16 protein-coding genes are annotated in these 17,303 nt (G+C 70.3%); 10 read left to right on the top strand and 6 right to left on the bottom strand.

The genetic code is table 11. From position 1 onward, the window contains the following. A partial coding sequence (locus tag B4E30_RS12520) for a sensor histidine kinase (RefSeq protein WP_286795454.1) occupies positions 1–693 on the top strand: 693 nt, incomplete at its 5' end. A 9-nt stretch (positions 694–702) separates the two neighbouring features. Here B4E30_RS12520 and B4E30_RS12515 read toward each other — a convergent pair. Next, complete coding sequence (locus B4E30_RS12515; RefSeq protein WP_036295594.1) at positions 703–951, bottom strand: WhiB family transcriptional regulator; 249 nt, start codon at positions 949–951, stop codon at positions 703–705. A gap of 273 nt (positions 952–1,224) precedes the next feature. On the opposite strand from B4E30_RS12515, the gene B4E30_RS12510 reads away from it, so the two are divergent. Beyond that, positions 1,225–1,638, top strand: coding sequence for a histidine kinase (locus B4E30_RS12510; RefSeq protein ID WP_194383479.1), 414 nt, complete (start codon positions 1,225–1,227; stop codon positions 1,636–1,638). A gap of 18 nt (positions 1,639–1,656) precedes the next feature. Here B4E30_RS12510 and bcp read toward each other — a convergent pair whose 3' ends face one another. The 3 genes from bcp to aroA are packed head-to-tail and all read right to left on the bottom strand — an operon-like array spanning position 1,657 to position 4,564. Beyond that, positions 1,657–2,130 (bottom strand): thioredoxin-dependent thiol peroxidase, encoded by a 474-nt coding sequence (gene bcp / locus B4E30_RS12505; RefSeq protein ID WP_194383478.1) that lies wholly within the window; start codon positions 2,128–2,130, stop codon positions 1,657–1,659. Between the two features lie 18 nt (positions 2,131–2,148). Then, positions 2,149–3,195, bottom strand: coding sequence for a ribosome small subunit-dependent GTPase A (gene rsgA, locus B4E30_RS12500; RefSeq protein WP_194383477.1), 1,047 nt, complete (start codon positions 3,193–3,195; stop codon positions 2,149–2,151). A 13-nt stretch (positions 3,196–3,208) separates the two neighbouring features. Then, positions 3,209–4,564 (bottom strand): 3-phosphoshikimate 1-carboxyvinyltransferase, encoded by a 1,356-nt coding sequence (gene aroA / locus B4E30_RS12495; protein ID WP_286795453.1) that lies wholly within the window; start codon positions 4,562–4,564, stop codon positions 3,209–3,211. A gap of 120 nt (positions 4,565–4,684) precedes the next feature. Here aroA and B4E30_RS12490 point away from each other — a divergent pair, with 120 nt between their 5' ends. Further along, positions 4,685–5,284, top strand: coding sequence for a sigma-70 family RNA polymerase sigma factor (locus tag B4E30_RS12490; protein WP_194385541.1), 600 nt, complete (start codon positions 4,685–4,687; stop codon positions 5,282–5,284). Continuing rightward, positions 5,281–5,523, top strand: coding sequence for a zf-HC2 domain-containing protein (locus tag B4E30_RS12485; RefSeq protein WP_194383475.1), 243 nt, complete (start codon positions 5,281–5,283; stop codon positions 5,521–5,523). Before B4E30_RS12490 ends, B4E30_RS12485 begins: the two co-directional genes overlap by 4 nt. 91 nt (positions 5,524–5,614) lie before the next feature. Here B4E30_RS12485 and B4E30_RS12480 read toward each other — a convergent pair whose 3' ends face one another. Further along, positions 5,615–9,286 (bottom strand): multifunctional oxoglutarate decarboxylase/oxoglutarate dehydrogenase thiamine pyrophosphate-binding subunit/dihydrolipoyllysine-residue succinyltransferase subunit, encoded by a 3,672-nt coding sequence (locus tag B4E30_RS12480; protein ID WP_286795452.1) that lies wholly within the window; start codon positions 9,284–9,286, stop codon positions 5,615–5,617. 180 nt (positions 9,287–9,466) lie between these two features. Between B4E30_RS12480 and B4E30_RS12475 the strand changes: the two genes are divergently transcribed. The 6 genes from B4E30_RS12475 (at position 9,467) to B4E30_RS12450 (ending at position 15,980) form a co-directional block, all read left to right on the top strand. Further along, positions 9,467–10,924, top strand: coding sequence for a GuaB1 family IMP dehydrogenase-related protein (locus B4E30_RS12475; protein ID WP_286795451.1), 1,458 nt, complete (start codon positions 9,467–9,469; stop codon positions 10,922–10,924). A 221-nt stretch (positions 10,925–11,145) separates the two neighbouring features. Further along, complete coding sequence (locus B4E30_RS12470; RefSeq protein ID WP_071045356.1) at positions 11,146–12,474, top strand: hemolysin family protein; 1,329 nt, start codon at positions 11,146–11,148, stop codon at positions 12,472–12,474. Next, positions 12,471–13,526 (top strand): hemolysin family protein, encoded by a 1,056-nt coding sequence (locus B4E30_RS12465; RefSeq protein WP_194383472.1) that lies wholly within the window; start codon positions 12,471–12,473, stop codon positions 13,524–13,526. Before B4E30_RS12470 ends, B4E30_RS12465 begins: the two co-directional genes overlap by 4 nt. Positions 13,527–13,576: 50 nt before the next feature. Next, positions 13,577–14,419 carry an ADP-dependent NAD(P)H-hydrate dehydratase gene (locus tag B4E30_RS12460; RefSeq protein ID WP_286795450.1) on the top strand — a complete coding sequence of 281 codons (843 nt, stop codon included), beginning with the start codon at positions 13,577–13,579 and terminating at the stop codon, positions 14,417–14,419. A gap of 27 nt (positions 14,420–14,446) precedes the next feature. Beyond that, entirely contained in the window at positions 14,447–15,655 is a 1,209-nt protein-coding gene (locus B4E30_RS12455; RefSeq protein WP_286795449.1) for a glycosyltransferase 87 family protein, read from the top strand. Between the two features lie 16 nt (positions 15,656–15,671). After that, positions 15,672–15,980: a thiamine-binding protein gene (locus B4E30_RS12450; protein WP_286795448.1), complete on the top strand. Its 309-nt coding sequence runs from the start codon at positions 15,672–15,674 to the stop codon at positions 15,978–15,980. 64 nt (positions 15,981–16,044) lie between these two features. On the opposite strand, the gene metX is transcribed toward B4E30_RS12450, so the two are convergent. Continuing rightward, entirely contained in the window at positions 16,045–17,247 is a 1,203-nt protein-coding gene (gene metX, locus B4E30_RS12445) for a homoserine O-acetyltransferase MetX (protein WP_194383468.1), read from the bottom strand. Between the last annotated feature and the right edge of the window lie 56 nt (positions 17,248–17,303).

Below are 17,303 nucleotides of genomic sequence, written 5' to 3'. Positions count from 1 at the left end.
CGCGGCACGCGCATCGGCGCGATCGTGCTCTGCCGCGACGTCACCGAGATCCGTCACCAGGAGCAGGAGCTCATCACCAAAGACGCGACGATCCGCGAGATCCACCACCGCGTCAAGAACAATCTGCAGACGGTGGCGTCCCTGCTGCGCATCCAGGCGCGGCGCTCCCACACCGACGAGGCGCGCGACGCCCTGACGCATGCGATGCGTCGCGTCTCGGCCATCGCCGTCGTCCACGACACCCTGTCGGAGGGTCTCACGCAGGTGGTCGACTTCGACGACGTCTTCGACCGCGTCCTCAAGCTCGTCGCCGAGGTGGCCGCGTCACCCAGCACCCGTGCCCGCACCCGCAAGTCGGGGCGCTTCGGCACGCTTCCCAGCGAGTACGCCACCCCGCTCGCCCTGGCCTTGACCGAATTGGTCACCAACGCCGTCGAGCACGGCCTCGCGGGCCGCGAGGGCGAGGTGGAGATCATCGCCGAGCGCACCGAGGAGCGTCTCGCGGTGCGAGTGCGTGACAGCGGATCCGGACTGCCCGAGGGTCAGGTCGGGCGAGGCCTCGGGACGCAGATCGTCCGCACGCTGATCCAGGGAGAGCTCAGCGGAGCGATCGACTGGCACACGCTCGTGGGAAGCGGGACCGAGGTCACGATCGACATCCCGCTGCGCTACATCGGTCGCGCAGCGAGATGAACCGGAGCGTCAGCTGGCGCGGCGCGCGCGAGCGGCGCGTCGCTTCAGAGCCCGGCGCTCGTCTTCGCTGAGCCCACCCCACACGCCCGAGTCCTGGCCGGATTCCAGGGCGTACTGCAAGCAGATCTCGGTGACGGTGCACCGGGCGCACACGGCCTTGGCCTTCTCGATCTGGTCGACCGCGGGGCCGGTGTTGCCGACCGGGAAGAACAGCTCGGGGTCGACGGTCAAACAGGCGGCCTTGTCACGCCAGTCCATGGTGGTGCTCCTTGCGACGGATGGTGGGGGATGTCCCAGAGCCCGGATCGGGTTCCGATACCCTGTGGAGGGATGCGAGCGGATCGCTCGCCCCACGGCGCTGTGGGAGCACACGGCTCCGAAGATCCTCCCATAGCACACGAGTCGAATCAAGGGTTTACCGTGGGGTTTCGCGGAGGTTTCCTCCAAGACGCCTCGAAGGTCGCCACGGGTGCCGCACGGCGAGCAGATGCGCAGCCGTCAGCGACGAATGAGAAGGAGTGGTGAAGACTGATGTCCCGACTCGCGATGGCGCCGTTCGCCGCGGCCGGTCTCGCGCTCGAAGCGCTGGGTGTCGCCGCGCTGGTCGGCTGGCAGATCGTTGCGCTCGCAACGGGCGACACCGCATCCACGGTGTCGGCCGTCGCTCTGGCCGTGTTGACCGCGGTCGGCGCGGTGGGCCTGGGGGCGTTCGCGGTGGCTGTCCACCGCGGTTCCTCGATGGCGCGATCAGGAGGGATCGTCGCGCAGGTGCTGATCCTGGCCGTCGCGCTCGGCGCGGCCACGGGCGAGTACGCACATCCGCTGACGGCCGCCGCGATCGCGGTGCCGGCGGTGGTGGAACTGGTGCTGCTGATCATCACCGCCGGTCAGGCGGCGCGGCTGGCCGCCGCTGACGACGGCGCTGCTGCGGATGACTCTGTCTGACGGCCGGTCCAGCCGGACTCAGTCGAGCCCGAGCAGCTTGCGGATCCGCGCGACGTGCCCGGTCGCCTTGACGTTGTAGAGGGCGTGTTCGACGATTCCGTCGCCGTCGAGCACGATCGTCGAGCGGATGACCCCCTCGATCTTCTTGCCGTAGTTCACCTTCTCGCCCCACGCGCCGTAGGCCGAGTGGACGGCATGATCCGGATCGCTCAGCAGGTCGTAGGTCAGACCGTCGCGGTCGCGGAACTCGCGCAGCTTCGCGAGATCGTCGCGCGAGACGCCGAGCACGCGGTACCCCGCGGCCTGGATCGGACCGATCGAGTCGCGGAAATCGCACGCCTCGGTCGTGCACCCCGGGGTCATCGCCGCGGGGTAGAAGAACAGGATGGCGCCGGTGCCGCGCAGGTCGGCGAGGGTGACGGTGCTGCCGTCCTGGTCGGTGAGGGAGAAATCGGGTGCGGGCGTGCCGGGTTCGAGGCGCGTGGTCGTCATGCCTCCAGCGTAGGTGTCTCAGGCGCGGTCGGCGAAGGTCGACAGCAGGCGCTGAAGGGAGTCCAGGCGAGCCGCGCCGCGCGCGCCCAGGCGTCCTTCCGCGACGGCCTCGACGATCGCGCAGTCCGGCGCGTCGGGAAGATGCGTGCAGCCGCGTGGGCAGTCGCGCGCGATCTCGGCGAGATCGGTGAAACCCCGGAGAAGGTTCGCGGGGTCCACGTGGCCGAGACCGAACGAGCGCACGCCGGGAGTGTCGATGACCCACCCGTTCCCCGCCGCCGCGCGGTATCTCAGACTCACCGTGGACGACGAGGTGTGCCGGCCACGACCGGTCACCTCGTTGACGTGTCCGGTGGCGCGTCCGGCCGTGGGCACGAGGGCGTTCACGAGGGTCGACTTGCCGACGCCCGAGTGCCCGACGAACACCGTGGAGTGGCCCACGAGAGCGGCACCGACATCGTCGACGGGCATGTGCTCGCGGGCGCTGGTGAACACCCGCAGGTCCAGCCCTTCGAAGTGCTGGAGGAAGCGCGTCGGATCGGCGAGGTCGGTCTTGGTCACGACCATCAGTGGTCTGATGCCCGCGTCGAGGGCCGCGACGAGGTAGCGGTCGACGAGCCGCTCGCGCGGCTCCGGGTCGGCGGCGGCGACCACCACGAGCATCTGATCGGCGTTGGCGACCACGATGCGTTCGACCTGGTCGGTGTCGTCGGCGCTGCGGCGCAGGAGAGACGTGCGCTCCTCGATGCCGACGATGCGGGCGAGGGTACCGGCCGTGCCCGAGGTGTCGCCCACCACGCGAGCGCGGTCGCCCGTGACGATCGCGGTGCGACGCAGCTCCCGCGCGCGTGTGGCCAGTGCGGGATGCTCGTCGGGTCCGTCCTCGTCGACGAGCACCGTGTACCGGCCGCGGTCGACGCCGAGCACGCGGCACACCACGGCATCCTCGTGCGCGGGCCGCCGTTTGGTGCGCGGGCGATTGGCCTTCGGATTCGGTCGCACGCGCACATCGGACTCGTCGAACTTCGGCTCGTCGTCCTCGTCGACGTCGTCGAGCCAACTCACCGCGCCTCCGCCGTCACGAGGCCAGTGACGCGGACACGTCGTCGCCGTGGATCATCGCTCGCCACAGCTGGGGGAACTGCGGCAGGGTCTTGGCGGTCGTGCCGATGTCGTCGACCTCGATGCCCGGCACGGCGAGGCCGATGAGGGCTCCCGTCGTCGCCATGCGGTGGTCGTGGTGCGCCCGCCAGACGCCGGCATGCAGTGGGCGTGGCACGATGCGGATGCCGTCCGGGAGTTCGTGCGCCTCACCGCCGAGGGCACGCAGCTCGCCGATGAGCGCGGCGATGCGATCGGTCTCGTGACCGCGGATGTGTCCGATGCCGTGGAGCACGCTCTCGCCGTCGGCGAAGGCCGCGAGACCGAAGATCGTCGGGGCGAGCTCGCCCGCCGCTGAAAGGTCGAGTTCGACGCCGTGGATGCCGTTGCCGGCCCCGACGGTCAGCGCGCCGCCGCGCCGGCTCACGCGCCCTCCCATGACGGCGAGGATGTCCGCGAGCATGGCGCCCGGCTGCGTGGAGTGCGGCGGCCACCCCTGCACGGTGACCTGGCCGCCGGCGACCATCGCCGCGGCCAAGAACGGCGCGGCGTTGGACAGGTCGGGCTCGACGGCGATGTCCTTGCCGCGGATCGGGCCCGCCGGCACGATCCACTCGCCGACGGACGGACGCTCGACGTGCACGCCGCGGTGCGCGAGCGCTTCGACGGTCATGTCGATGTGCGGCATGCTCGGCAGCCGATCGCCCGCGTGCACCAGGTGCAGGCCGACGTCGAAGCGTGGTGCGGCCAGCAGCAGGCCGGAGACGAACTGGCTCGACGCGCTGGCGTCGATCGTGATCTCGCCACCGCGCACGTGCCCGTGACCGCGCACCGAGAACGGCAGTGACCAGCGACCACCGTCGTCGATATCGACACCCACGTCGCGGAGCGCCTTGATCATCGCCCCCATGGGTCGATGCAGCGCGCTCTGGTGCGCGGTGACGGTGATCTCGCCTCCGGTGAAGCCCGCCAGCGGCGTGACGAACCGCATCACGGTCCCCGCCTGACCGCAATCCACGACGCCGCCGTGCGACAGCGGCCAGCGCGGCGTGATCACAAGATCGTCTCCGAACGGACTGTCGCCGGCTTCCGTCTCGATCCCGACCCCGAGCGAGCGCAGGGCGTCGACCATGCGGGCGGAGTCGTCGGAATGGAGCGGGGCACGCAGACGACTCGGGCCGTCCGCGAGAGCCGCGAGGACGAGCTCGCGGTTCGTCAGCGACTTCGAGCCGGGCACGGACAACGTCGAATCCAGCGGCCCGTCGGCGACGGGCGCCTGCCAGGCTCCGGTCGCGGCCGAAGTGGACGTGGGGGAATACCCGTCGGTGGTCATCGGTTCCTAGATTACTGAACCCTCGAGAGGAGCCGCATGATCACGACGCTGAGTCGTCCCGTGAAGACGCATGTCGGCGCCTCGGAGACCTCGCACGGGGCCGACGTAGACTTCTCCGTGATGAGCGATCAGGCCGAGACGGCGGAAGAGGCCCGCACCCAATTCGAGGCGCAGGCGCTGCCGTTCATGGACCCCCTGTACGCGGCGGCCATGCGCATGACGCGGAACCCCGCCGACGCCGCGGATCTGGTGCAGGAGACGTTCGTGAAGGCGTTCGCCTCGTGGTCGTCGTTCACGCAGGGAACGAACCTCAAGGCGTGGCTCTACCGCATCCTCACCAACACCTACATCAACACCTACCGCAAGAAGCAGCGCGAGCCGTATCAGGGCACCATCGACGAGCTCGAGGACTGGCAGCTCGGCGGCGCCGAGTCCACCACCGCCACGAGCAGCCGGTCGGCAGAGGCCGAGGCGATCGACCACATGCCGGCGTCGGCGGTCAAGGATGCGCTGCAGTCCATCCCGGAGGACTTCCGGATGGCGGTCTACCTGGCAGACGTGGAGGGGTTCGCCTACCAGGAGATCGCCGACATCATGAAGACCCCGATCGGCACGGTCATGAGCCGCCTGCACCGAGGCAGGCGGATGCTGCGTGACCTGCTGGCGGAGTACGCACGCGAGCGCGGCATCGAGACCGCGCCGACGAGGAGTGAGAAATGACCGATTGCGGCTGCGAGAAGGCGCGGCGCGACCTCGAGGAGTACCTGCGCAACGAGGTCTGCAAGACCGAGCACGCCGACATCAAGGAGCACCTGGATCACTGTCCGGCCTGTCGCGATGAGGCGCTCGTCGCAACGACCCTGACCGACGTGGTGGCGCGGGCGTGCCGCGAGACCGCGCCCGAAGACCTGCGCGATCAGGTTCTCGCCCGCGTGAGGGCCATCCAGGCCGGTCACTGATCGTTCACGGCACCACCACGGTCAAGGGCGTGTGACGAAGACCGCGGCATCCATGCGGTGCGGCGGTCTTCGTCACAGCTCCGTGCGCAGTTCAGCGCAGCGTGAGAGCGGTCTTGATGATCTCGGCCTGCTCGAGCGCGTGCACCTTCGGCGAACCGGTCGCGGTCGACGCGGCGGCTTCGCGGGAGACGCGGCGGACGGTGCGGCCATCGAGGTGCTTGGACAGCTCGAGCGCGATGAACGGCCACGCACCCTGGTTCTCCGGCTCGTCCTGCACCCACACGAGCTCCGCGTCGGGGTAGGAGGCCAGCACCGACCGCAGTGCCTCGATTGGTGACGGATAGTACTGCTCGAGGCGCACCAGCGCGACAGCGGGATTCGGGTTCTTCTCGAGCTCGGCGCGCAGATCCCAGTGGATCTTTCCAGCATGCAGCAGCACGCGGCGCACGGCGCTCTTGTCGATGCCGCGGTCGTCGTCGAGCACGGGTTCGAACCGCCCGGTGAGGAACGCGTCGACGGGGCTGGTCGCGCCGCGCAGGCGCAGCATGGCCTTCGGCGTGAACACCACCAGGGGGCGACGCGGCCGCGCGTAGGCCTGCCGGCGCAGCAGATGGAAGTAGGACGCGGGCGTCGACGGGCGCGCGATGGTCATGTTGTCCTGCGCGCACATCGCCAGGAAGCGCTCGATGCGGGCCGACGAGTGGTCCGGACCCTGGCCCTCGTAGCCGTGGGGGAGCAGCAGGACGACGCTCGACTGCTGGCCCCACTTCTGCTCCGCCGACGAGATGAACTCGTCCACCACCGACTGTGCGCCATTGGCGAAGTCACCGAACTGCGCCTCCCACAGCACGAGCGCCTCGGCGCGCTCGACCGAGTATCCGTACTCGAATGCCATCGCGGCGTACTCGCTGAGCAGAGAGTCATAGGCGAAGAACTTGCCCTGGCTGTCGGACAGGTTCGTCAGCGGCAGCCACTCCTGCCCGTTGGCGCGATCGTGCAGCACGCTGTGGCGCTGCGCGAAGGTGCCGCGACGGGCATCCTGACCCGCCAGGCGCACCGGCGTGCCCTCGACCAGCAGCGAGCCGAAGGCGAGCAGCTCGCCGAACGCCCAGTCGATCCCGCCGTTGCGGCTCATGTCGTGGCGCTTGTCGAGCAGCTGCTGCAGCTTGCTGTGCACCGTGAAGCCCTCGGGCTTGTTCACGAAGCGGTCGCCGATCATGTGGACGACCTCGCGCGAGACGGCCGTCGACTCGGGCTCGCCGACCGAGGCATCCGGTGCCGCATCGGTGTTGACGACCTCGTTGGTGCCCGTCTCGGCGGCGTGCGTCTCGGCGAAGGCGACCTCGAGGCGGCCCTGGAAGTCCTGCTTGGCCTGCTCGTACTCCTCCTGGGTGATGTCACCGCGACCGACCAGCGATTCGGTGTACAGGCGCCGCACGGAGCGCTTTGCCTCGATGAGGTTGGTCATCAGCGGCTGCGTCATCGACGGGTCGTCGCCCTCGTTGTGACCGCGACGGCGGTAGCAGACGAGGTCGATGACGACATCCTTGTGGAACTTCTCGCGGTAGGCGAACGCCAGCTGGGACACGCGCACGACCGCTTCGGGGTCGTCGCCGTTCACGTGGAAGATCGGAGCCTGGATGGTCTTGGCGACGTCGGTCGCGTACACCGAGGTGCGGGCGTCCTGCGGCACGGTGGTGAAGCCGACCTGGTTGTTGACCACCACGTGGATGGTGCCGCCGGTGCGGTAACCGCGCAGCTGCGACATCTGCAGCGTCTCGACGACGACGCCCTGGCCGGAGAAGGCCGCGTCGCCGTGGACCAGGACCGGCAGCCACGAGAACGAGCCGATGGGCTTGAGGTCCTGCTTGGCGCGCACGATGCCCTCGAGCACGCCGTCGACCGTCTCGAGGTGCGACGGGTTCGCGGCCAGATACACCGGGAGCTCCTCGCCGCCGTCGGCGACGAAGGTCCCCGACGTTCCGAGGTGATACTTCACATCGCCGGAACCGCTCTTGGAGCCGATCGCGACGGAACCCTCGAACTCGCGGAACACCTGCCCGTAGGTCTTGCCGGCGATGTTGGTCAGCACGTTGAGGCGACCGCGGTGCGCCATGCCGATCGCGGCGCCGTCGAGCCCCGCCTCGGCCGCACCCTGCAGAATCTCGTCGAGGAGCGGGATCAGCGACTCGCCGCCCTCGAGACTGAAGCGCTTCTGGCCGACGTACTTCGTCTGCAGGAACGTCTCGAACGCCTCGGCCTGGTTCAGCTTCTTCAGCACGCGCAGCTGCTCGTCATGCGTGGGCTTCTGGTACTTGACTTCGACGTTGTCCTGGAACCAGCGACGCTGATCGGGATCCTGGATGTGCATGTACTCGATGCCGATCGTGCGGCAGTACGAGTCCCGCAGCACCCCGAGGATGTCGCGGAGCTTCATCACGCGCTTGCCGCCGAAGCCGCCGGTGACGAACTCGCGGTCGAGGTCCCAGAAGGTCAGACCGTGCTGCTCGATCTCGAGGTCGGGGTGGGTGCGCTGGATGTATTGGAGCGGGTCGATGTCGGCCATCAGGTGGCCGCGCACCCGGAACGAGTTGATCAGTTCCTGGACGCGGGACTGCTTGTCGACGCGCTCGGCCAGGTCGACATTGATGTCGTTGGCCCAATGGATCGCAGCGTAGGGGATGCGCAGTGCGGCGAAGATGTCGTCGTAGAAGCTGCGCTCGCCGATCAGCAGCTCGTGCACGCGCTTGAGGAACTCGCCCGAGCCGGCGCCCTGGATGACCCGGTGGTCATAGGTGCTCGTGAGCGTGATCGTCTTGCCGATCGCCATCTCGTTGAGCGTCTTGGAGCTGGCGCCCTGGAACTCCGCGGGGTAGTCCAGCGCGCCGGCGCCGACGATGCAGCCCTGACCCTTCATCAGTCGCGGTACCGAGTGCACGGTGCCGATGCCGCCGGGGTTGGTCAGCGAGATCGTCGTGCCCTGGAAGTCGGCCGCGGTGAGCTTGTTCTTGCGCGCCCGCCCGACGAGGTCCTCGTAGGAGGCGAGGTACTCGCCGAAGGTGAGGGATTCCGCGCGCTTGATCGAGGGCACAAGGAGGGCGCGGGTGCCGTCGGGCTTGGGGATGTCGATCGCGATGCCCAGGTTGATGTGGGCCGGCGCCACCACCGAGGGCTTGCCGTCGATCTCGGCGTAGAACACGTTCTGGCTCGGGATCTCCTTGAGCGCCCGGATGATCGCCCAGCCGATGAGGTGCGTGAAGCTGACCTTGCCGCCGCGCGTGCGCGACATGTGGTTGTTGATCACGATGCGGTTGTCGATCATGAGCTTCGCAGGGATGGTGCGCACGCTCGTGGCGGTCGGCACCGTCAGCGACTCGTCCATGTTCGCCGCGAGGGTCTTCGGCATGCCGCGCAGCGCGGTGACCGTGTCCTCCTCGGTCGACTCCTCGGCAGAGGAGGGCACGACCTTCGGCGCCTGGGCGGGGATCGGCTGCGCCGCAGCCGGCTTCGCGGTGGTGCGCGCCACCGGCGGAGCGCCGATGACGGGAACCGGCGCGGTCACCGGGTGTGCGGTCGGTGCGGCTCCATCCGGGGCCGGGACCTCGCCCTTGACGGGGCTGTACTCCTCGAGAATCGGCCACCAGGCCTTGTCGACGGAGTTCTTGTCGACCTTGAACTGCTCGTACAGCTCGTCGACGAGCCATTCATTGGCCCCGAACTCCCCTTCGCTCGAAACCCCGACGCCCGTCACCTGGCTCGACACGCCTTATCGCCCGCTTTCGTGAAGATCGTGTGGAATACGACGAACCGTCAGCGGCTCGCACGCTCGAGGATCAAGCGTAGTCCTTTCTGGCTGGGCGTTCGCCACGCGCGCGAAGGTTGCCAGAACGATTCCGAACCCCCGGGGCGGCTCTCCTCGGAGGCGGCTCGTTACGCTGGGTCCATGGAGTTCTACGGCGCCCAGCCCGAGGTCGATCTCACCTATTCGGATGTCTTCCTCGTCCCCCGTCGATCGGAGGTGGCGAGCCGCCTCGACGTCGACCTCGCGCCCGACGACGGCACCCCCGCCACGCTCCCGCTGGTGGCGGCGAACATGAACTCGGTCACCGGTCCGCGGCTCGCGGCCACCCTCTCCCGTCGCGGCGGCCTGGGTGTGCTGCCGCAGGACATGCCCCTGCAGGACCTCGACGCGGCCATCCGATGGGTGAAGGCGCAGCCCGTGACGTGGGACACCCCGCTCGTGCTGCCGCCGGACATGACCGTCGCCGAGGCCGCGCAGATCGTGCCGGCAACGGAGGGGCACGGCATCGTCGTCAGCGACGCCGCCGGCGGCGACATCCTCGTCGATGACGTGCAGGGGATCGTGCCGGCGGCTCGGCTCGGCACCGCGCTCCCCGACGCGCGCCTGGGCGATCTCGCCCGTGGCCGCCCCTCGTCGATCGACGCCGACGACGTCGCGGATGCCCGGCACGCGTTCGACCTGATGGTCGCCGCCGACGTCGAGACGGTCTGCGTGCTTCATCACGGCCACCTGGTGGGCACGCTGACGCGGCGCAGCGCGCTGCGCTCGACGCTGTACCGACCCGCCGTCGACGGCGACGGGCGGCTCGGCGTCGCCGCGGCGGTCGGGATCAACGGCGACGTCGCCGCCAAGGCGCGGGCCCTCGCGGCGGCCGGTGTCGACGTGCTCGTCGTCGACACCGCGCACGGGCATCAGGAGGGCATGCTGCGGGCGCTGCGCACGGTCGCCGACCTCGACCTCGGACTTCCCATCGCGGCCGGCAACATCGTCACCGCCGCCGGGGTCGGCGACCTCGTCGACGCCGGCGCGACGATCCTGAAGGTGGGCGTGGGCCCGGGCGCGATGTGCACGACGCGGATGATGACCGCCGTCGGACGCCCGCAGTTCTCCGCGGTGCTCGAGACGGCGGAGGCGGCGCGCGCCGCCGGCGCGCACGTCTGGGCCGACGGGGGAGTGCGCTACCCCCGCGACGTCGCGCTGGCGCTCGCGGCGGGGGCGGCATCCGTCATGATCGGCTCGTGGTTCGCCGGCACCATCGAGGCGCCCGGGCGCCTGCAGACCGACGCCGACGGTCGCGTGTTCAAGGAGTCGTGGGGCATGGCCTCCACGAAGGCCGTGCAGGATCGGTTCGGCCGGCTGGACCCCTACGAGCGCGCGCGCAAGGAGCTGTTCGCCGAGGGGATCTCGTCGTCGAAGATCTACCTCGATCCGCTGCGGCCCGGCCTGGAGGACCTGCTGGACATGATCACGGCGGGCGTGCGCTCCTCGTTCACCTACGCGGGCGCCGCCACCGTGGCGGACTTCCACGCCCGCGCCCGCGTCGGGCTGCAGTCCGCCGCCGGCTACGACGAGGGCAAGGCGCTGCCGGTCAGCTGGTGATGCCGCCTCCCGGCCCGGACGCATCCGTTCGCTTGTCACGGGATGCCCCGTAGCGCGGCCTAAGCGACATCGAGCGTCAGGTGAACGGCGCGAGAAGCTGGGAGGAGCCCGCGCGCGGGCGCGCGTGACTGCCGTAAGATCTTCTCCACGATGGACGACCCTCCCAGTTGCAGACGCTCGCCCCACCGACCCGACCACCGCATGAGCGGGGGTGACGCGTGATGGACTACGTCATGCTGGGCGTGGGGCTCCTTCTGACCATCGGCACCGGTCTGTTCGTGGCCAGCGAGTTCGCGCTGGTGAACCTCGACCGTGCCGACCTCGAGTCTCGGCAGAAGGCGGGTGAATCCCGGCTGGCGCTGACGATCAGCGCGCTGCGGATCACCTCGACCCACCTCTCCAGCGCGCAGCTGGGCATCACCCTGACGACGCTCCTGACCGGTTACACGATGGAGCCGGCGATCTCGAACCTGCTGCGCCCCGTGCTCACGTCGTGGGGCTGGCCGGATGCGCTGGTCACGCCGCTGTCGGCGACGATCGGCATCGCGATCGCGACGGTCTTCTCGATGATCATCGGCGAGCTCGTGCCCAAGAACTTCGCGCTCGCCGTGCCGCGGCAGACCGCCAAGCTCGTCATGCCGTTCCAGGTGGCCTTCACCACCGTCTTCCGGCCCGCCATCCTCGTGCTCAACGGCAGCGCGAACGGCGTGCTCCGAGCCATCGGCATCGAGCCCAAGGAGGAGCTGTCGGGGGCGCGCACCGCCGAGGAGCTGTCGAGCCTCGTGCGCCGGTCGGCCAGTGCCGGCGTGCTCGAGGAGGACACGGCGTCGCTCTTGGATCGGAGCCTGACCTTCTCGCGGTTGAGCGCCGCCGACGTGATGACGCCGCGACCGAGCGTGCACGCCGTCGCCGTCGGCGACGCCGTCGAAGACGTGATCCAGCTGGCGCGCCGCACGGGGCACAGCCGCTTCCCCGTCTACGAGGACTCGATGGACGACATCGTCGGCGTCGTGCACCTCAAGGCGGCCGTCAGCGTGCCGCGGGCCAAGCGCGCCGAGGTGCCGGTGGGGGCGATCAGCAGCGAGCCGCTGCGAGTCCCCGAGGCGGTGCATCTGGATGCGCTGGTCGCCGAACTCCGCACGCGCGGCTACCAGATGGCCGTCGTCGTCGACGAATACGGCGGCACCGCGGGGGTCGTCACGCTCGAGGACATCGTCGAGGAGATCGTCGGCGAGGTGCTCGATGAGCACGACCGGCGTCGCGCGGGAATCGTCCGCGCATCCGGGTCCATCATCTTCCCGGGCGAGCTGCGGCCCGATGAGCTGCTGGATCGCACCGGCATCCGCATCCCCGAGGGCGAGGTCTACGACACCGTCGGCGGGTTCATCATGAGCGTGCTCGAGCGCATCCCCACCGCGGGCGACGCACTTCAGCTGGAGGAGGGCGTCATCGAGGTGCAGCGCATGGAGGGCCGCCGCGTCGATCGCGTACGGTTCACGCCGGTGGCCGTTCCGGTCGCCTCGGCCGCCGAGGGAGGTGAGCGCCGATGAGCGATTGGGCCGGGCTCGCGTGGCTGGGTGTGCTCCTGGTCGCCAACGCCTTCTTCGTCGGTGCCGAGTTCGCCGTGATCTCCGCTCGCCGCTCGCAGATCGAGCCGCTGGCCGAACGCGGTTCGCGCAGCGCCAAGACCGCGCTGTTCGCCATGGAGCACGCGACGCTCATGCTGGCGACCAGCCAGCTGGGCATCACGATCTGCTCGCTGCTCATCCTGAACGTCTCCGAGCCGGCCATCCACCACCTGCTGGCCGTGCCGCTGGGGCTCACCGGGCTGAGCGAAGCGCTCGTGGACACCATCGCGTTCGTCATCGCGCTGCTGGCCGTGTCGTACCTGCACGTCGTGTTCGGCGAGATGGTGCCGAAGAACCTCGCGTTCTCGGTGCCCGACCGGGCCGTGCTGATGCTCGCGACGCCGCTGGTGTGGGTCTCCAAGGTGTTCCACCCCGTGATCGTCACTCTCAACTGGACCGCCAACCACATCGTCCGGCTGGCCCGCGTGGAGCCGAAGGACGAGGCGGCCTCGACCTTCACCCTCGAGGAGGTCGCCACGATCGTGACGCAGTCGCGTATCGAGGGCGTGCTCGACGACTCGGCGGGGACCGTGGCGGCCGTGGTGGAGTTCACCGACAAGAAGGCCAAGGACATCGCCGTGCCCCTCGGCGACCTGGTGACCCTCCCGGAGCGCACCACGCCCCACAAGATCGAGCGGGCGGTCGCCAAGCACGGCTTCTCGCGCTACGTGATCGTCGACGGGGAGGGCGTGCCGACCGGCTACGTGCACCTGAAGGACGTGCTGCGTGCGGCGGAGGGCCCCGACGGGGGTGCCGACGTGACGCGCCCCATCCCGTCCAAGCGCATCCATCACATGGTGCCGGTGACGGAGGAGACGGACCTGGAGGATGCCCTCGCGCTGATGCGCAATGCGGGCCGCCACCTCGCCCAGGTGCGCGACACCTCAGGGCAGACGACGGCGGTGCTGTTCCTCGAGGACATCATCGAGGAGCTCATCGGCGAGGTGCAGGACGCCACGAGCCGTCGGCGCTGATCCGCCCGTCGGTCGCCGCCGCATCGCTTCGCCCGGATAGGGTGTGCGGCATGCGCAGATGGACGGCGACCGACGCGGCGGGAAGCCTTCGGGCCCCGACCTCTCACGACGACAAGTACACGCGCGGGGTGGTGGGCATCCGCACGGGATCACCGTCGTTCAAAGGTGCCGCCGTGCTGGGCGTCGAGGCCGCCTGGCGCGCCGGTGTCGGGATGGTGCGCTACGTCGGACCGGCCGGCGCGGAGGTGCTGGCCCGTCGCCCCGAGACCGTGCTCTCCGAAGGCCGTGTCAACGCCTGGGTGATCGGCTCGGGCACCGACCCGGCCCACCGCGACGATGCCGAGACCGCCCTGCTGCGGGAGATCCTCGCCGGGACCGTGCCGGTCGTGGTCGATGCCGGAGCGCTCGACCTCGTCGATCATCCCGCGGCTCCCGTTGTCATCACCCCGCACGCGGGCGAGTTCGGTCGTCTGCGCTCCAGGCTCGGCATGCCGCCGGTGGACCCCGACGCCGACCTCGCGGAGCGCGACGACGCCGCCCTCGAGACCGCGGAGGCGCTCGGCGCCGCCGTGCTGCTCAAGGGGGCGCGCACGGTCTCCGCCGCGCCGGGCGGATTCATCGCGGTCGTCGCGGATGCCACGCCGTGGCTTGCGACAGCGGGCACGGGGGATGTGCTCGCCGGGGCGATCGGCGCCCTCGCGGCGGGTGCGGAAGACCTCACCTCGGCGACCCAGTGGGGACCCGTCGCCGCCACGGGGGCGTGGCTGCACGGGCGTGCCGCCAACGTGGCCGCCGGCCGATACGGCCTCGCGGGCGGCCCGATCACCGCGCTCGACGTGGCCGACGCCCTGCCGGCCGCCGTCGGCGAGGTCATCGCCGCCGCCCCGGCCTGAGGAGCCGCGTCGCTCTAGGATGGAGCGGTGTCGAGGCGGGGGATGCTGTGGGCGGGCTTCGCGGTCGTTCACGTGCTCATCGCAGCGGCGGGCTTCGTGCTGCCGAACCAGCCGATGGGCGATGTCTATCTCGTCTACGAGCCGTGGTCGCTCCAGGCGCTGTCGGGGGAGTCCCTCGTCGGCGTCGACGAGGCGTGGGTGTATCCGCAGCTCGCCCTCCTGCCCATGCTCGCAGCGCACGCCCTGACGTGGATAGCGGGATACGAGGTCGCGTGGGCGGTGCTGGTCACCGCGCTCGACGCGGCCGCCTTCGCGATGCTGGTGGGTGCCGCGCGCTCGCGCGGCCGCACGACCGCAGCGGTGTTCTGGCTCGTCTTCGCCGTCGCGCTCGGCCCGGTGGGCATGTATCGCCTCGACGGCGTCACCGTGCCGATCGCCATCGCGGGGCTGCTGTGGCTGGTCCGACGCCCGGTGATCGCGGCGATCCTGCTGGCCGCCGCGACGTGGATCAAAGTCTGGCCGGCCGCGCTCCTGGCGGCAGCGGTCGTCGCGCTCCGGCGGCGTCTGGTCGTGCTCGGCGCGGCGGCGGCGACCAGCGCGGTCGTGCTGGGGGCCATCGCCGTCCTCGGGGGCGCATCCCACGCCTTCGGGTTCGTCGCCGGACAGACCGCACGCGGCCTGCAGATCGAGGCGCCGGTGAGCGGATGGTTCCTGTGGCAGGTCGTCACCGGCTCCGCCGACGCGGCGATCGTGTACGACCGCGACATCCTCACCTTCCAGGTGCAGGGCCCGGGAGTCGACGCGGTCTCGGCGGCGATGACGCCGCTGCTCGTGCTCGTCGCCGGTGCCGTCGTGATCCTCGGTGCGGTCAAGATGTGGCGCGGCGCGTCGTTCGCGGCGCTCTTCCCGCCGTTCTCGCTCGCCCTCGTCCTCACGCTGATCGTCGTCAACAAGGTCGGATCCCCGCAGTTCCTCGCGTGGCTGATCGCCCCGCTCGTGCTCTGGCTCGTGGTCGATCGGCGCCGAGGGATGGGGCCCGCCGCGCTCGCCGTCGGCGCGGCCGGTCTCACGCAGGTCGTGTATCCGCTCGTCTACGGCGGCATCCTCGTCGCCGAGCCCGTGTCCGTGGCGGTGCTGACACTGCGCAATGTGCTCCTCATCGTTCTGCTCGCGTGGGCGGTCACCCGCACCGCTCGCGTCCGCACGTCCGTCGCCGTGACCGTCGCGGCGCCCTGACCGTCTGGAGACTCCCATGCTCATCGCCTTCTCCGTAGCGCCGAGCGGCACCGGAAACGTCGACGGCTCGGTGCACGACGCCGTCGCCGCGGCGGTCCGGATCGTGCGCGAGAGCGGACTGCCTCACCGCACCACCTCGATGTTCACCGAGATCGAGGGGGAGTGGGACGAGGTCATGGGCGTCGTGAAGGCCGCCACCGAAGCCGTCATGCCCTTCGGATCACGGGTCTCGCTCGTGCTGAAGGCCGACATCCGGCCCGGGTACTCCGGCGAGCTCGACGCGAAGATCGAGCGCCTCGAGTCCGCGATCGACGACGCGGAGTAGGACTCACGCCGGCGGATGTCCGCGGCACCGCCGTGCGCGACGCACGCTCGATGGGCCGGAGATGTCAGTCGAGGAGGCGACGCAGGTGCGCGGAGACGACGGGCGTCTCGATGAGGAAGGCGTCGTGACCGAAGTCGCTCGTGATCACCGCGGCGCGATCGCCGTCGAGCGCGTTCGCGATGCCCGCGGCGATGCGGTGCTGACCGTCGACGGGAAAGAGTCGGTCACTGTCGATGCCGAGCACCAGCGTCGTCGCCGTCACGCGCGCGAGCGCCGCGTCGATGCCGCCGCGGTCCCGGCCGACGTCGTGGGAGTTCATCGCCTCGACGAGCGTGATGTAGGTGTTGGCGTCGAAGCGTCGCGTGAACTTGTTGCCGTGGAAGTCGAGATACGACTCGACCGCGAACCGGCCGCCGTGCCCGAGCGGACTCACCCCGGACTGCCATGATCGCTGGAACCGCTGGTTGAGCTCCGTGGGGGAGCGGTAGTTCAGAAGCGCCATGCGTCGCGCGAGGGACAGCCCACGCGTCGGTCCGTTGCCGTCGCCGGCGTCGTAGTAGTCGCCGCCCGCGAAGCGCGGGTCCATGCGGATGGCCTCCAGCTGCACGGAGTTCAGGGCGACCTGGTCGGCGGTGTTGGCCGGGGGCGCAGCGATGACGGCGAGGCGCTCCACCCGCTCGGGATGCATCACGGCCCACTCGAGTGCGTGCATCCCTCCCATCGAGCCGCCCACGACGCCGGCCCAGCGCTCGATGCCGAGCGCGTCGGCGAGCCGCGTCACCGCGTGAACCTGGTCGCGGACCGTCAGGTACGGGAAGCGTGCCGCCCACTCCGCCCCGTTGGGCGCGATGCTGGCGGGGCCGGTCGACCCCTGGCAGCCGCCGAGCATGTTCGGGGCGATGACGAACCAGCGGTCGGTGTCGATCGCGGCACCGGGCCCCACGATGTCGTCCCACCAGCCGGCGGTCGGGTGCCCCGGTCCGGCGGGCCCTCGAACGTGGCTGTCGCCGGTCACCGAGTGCAGCAGCAGCACCGCATTGTCGCGGGTGGGGGACAGCTCCCCCCAGGACTCGTAGGCCAGCCGGTACCCGGGCAGCTCGTCGCCGCCCTCGGTGCGGAACGGTCCGAACGCCGCGAATCGGCGGTCGCCGACGGGATCGCCGTCCTGCCACGCTCCGGTGGCGGGCGGTCGACCCAGGAGCAGGCGCGCGTCGGCCTCCGTCACCGGTGCCGAGGGCACCGTGTCCTCGGAGGTCTGCCAGTCCATCGCGGCGGTCCTTTCATCGAGCGGTCGGCCGTGTCCTCTCACGGTATCCGCTCCGC

The sequence above is a fragment of the Microbacterium sp. UBA3394 genome (assembly GCF_002358725.1).
GTDB lineage: Bacteria > Actinomycetota > Actinomycetes > Actinomycetales > Microbacteriaceae > Microbacterium > Microbacterium luteum.
Note: the sequence above shows the minus strand (reverse complement) of the source record. Positions and strands in the feature narration are given on the sequence as shown.

Bases quoted from the DNA above. Each gene is read 5' to 3' on its own strand.
- B4E30_RS12470 (WP_071045356.1), top strand. From the start codon at position 11,146: ATGGACTACGTCATGCTGGGCGTGGGGCTCCTTCTGACCATCGGCACC.
- B4E30_RS12515 (WP_036295594.1), bottom strand. From the start codon at position 951: ATGGACTGGCGTGACAAGGCCGCCTGTTTGACCGTCGACCCCGAGCTG.
- B4E30_RS12490 (WP_194385541.1), top strand. From the start codon at position 4,685: ATGAGCGATCAGGCCGAGACGGCGGAAGAGGCCCGCACCCAATTCGAG.
- B4E30_RS12475 (WP_286795451.1), top strand. From the start codon at position 9,467: ATGGAGTTCTACGGCGCCCAGCCCGAGGTCGATCTCACCTATTCGGAT.
- B4E30_RS12460 (WP_286795450.1), top strand. From the start codon at position 13,577: ATGCGCAGATGGACGGCGACCGACGCGGCGGGAAGCCTTCGGGCCCCG.
- metX (WP_194383468.1), bottom strand. From the start codon at position 17,247: ATGGACTGGCAGACCTCCGAGGACACGGTGCCCTCGGCACCGGTGACG.
- B4E30_RS12485 (WP_194383475.1), top strand. From the start codon at position 5,281: ATGACCGATTGCGGCTGCGAGAAGGCGCGGCGCGACCTCGAGGAGTAC.
- B4E30_RS12465 (WP_194383472.1), top strand. From the start codon at position 12,471: ATGAGCGATTGGGCCGGGCTCGCGTGGCTGGGTGTGCTCCTGGTCGCC.
- aroA (WP_286795453.1), bottom strand. From the start codon at position 4,564: ATGACCACCGACGGGTATTCCCCCACGTCCACTTCGGCCGCGACCGGA.
- bcp (WP_194383478.1), bottom strand. From the start codon at position 2,130: ATGACGACCACGCGCCTCGAACCCGGCACGCCCGCACCCGATTTCTCC.
- B4E30_RS12450 (WP_286795448.1), top strand. From the start codon at position 15,672: ATGCTCATCGCCTTCTCCGTAGCGCCGAGCGGCACCGGAAACGTCGAC.
- B4E30_RS12510 (WP_194383479.1), top strand. From the start codon at position 1,225: ATGTCCCGACTCGCGATGGCGCCGTTCGCCGCGGCCGGTCTCGCGCTC.